An 816-nucleotide genomic window follows, 5' to 3' on the forward strand; every position below is an offset into this window, starting at 1 on the left:
CGCCGTTGACCTTATGCTCACGCTCTTCCCCTTTGAGGCCAAGTTTTATAAGCAACACCGGGTCTCGGTTCGGTTCGTCGGTCATCCGTTGGCTGATTTAATTCCAATCTCCTCCGATCGAAGCAAGGCTAGAGCCAATTTAGGTCTCACAGAAGCCGGGCCGATCGTTGCGATTTTGCCGGGTAGCAGGGCGGGCGAAATTTCACGTATAGCGGAGTCCTTTTTTGGTGCTGCCGAACAGATTAAAAATAAGTCTCCAAATGTCCGTTTTGTTATTCCCTGCGTGAATGCGAACAGGCGAGCGCAGGTTTTGGAAATTCTCGAGCGTTTTCCTGCGTTAGAGGTCGAGCTGATCGACGGTCGTTCTCGTGAGGTAATGGCTGCTTCAAATGTCGTCTTGCTCGCCTCAGGGACAGCGACATTGGAATGCATGTTAATGAAGCGTCCGATGGTTGTGGCGTATCGACTAAATAAGCTCACTTATTGGGTTATGCAGCGGCTTATTAAAACCCCTTATGTTGCGCTGCCTAATTTATTGGCAGGTAAAGAGCTTGTTCCTGAGTTGCTTCAGGATGATGCAACTGTTTCAAACATTTCAGCAGCGGTGCTTGAACGCCTTCCCGTGAGCATGGAGAAAAGCTTGCAGTCCGATTTCTCCCTGCTGCATGAATCGTTGAAGAAAAACGCCAGCTCTGAAGCTGCAGAGGCTGTTTTGGCGTTGGCAAACAAATCGTGAGTCATTTTTTTCAAGAAGATTATGTGTATGCAAAGGGATTTGTCGGCAATCTACTGGCGGGTGTTGATGAGGTCGGTCGC

Annotated in this window: 1 protein-coding gene; it reads left to right on the forward strand. The window is 49.0% G+C overall.

Translation table 11 applies throughout. The features are described from left to right. Positions 1-736 (forward strand): lipid-A-disaccharide synthase (lpxB, locus tag A3751_RS19520; protein ID WP_068458620.1); only part of this gene is annotated, 736 nt, incomplete at its 5' end. Positions 737-816 lie beyond the last annotated feature (80 nt).

The organism is Oleiphilus sp. HI0080, assembly GCF_001635135.1.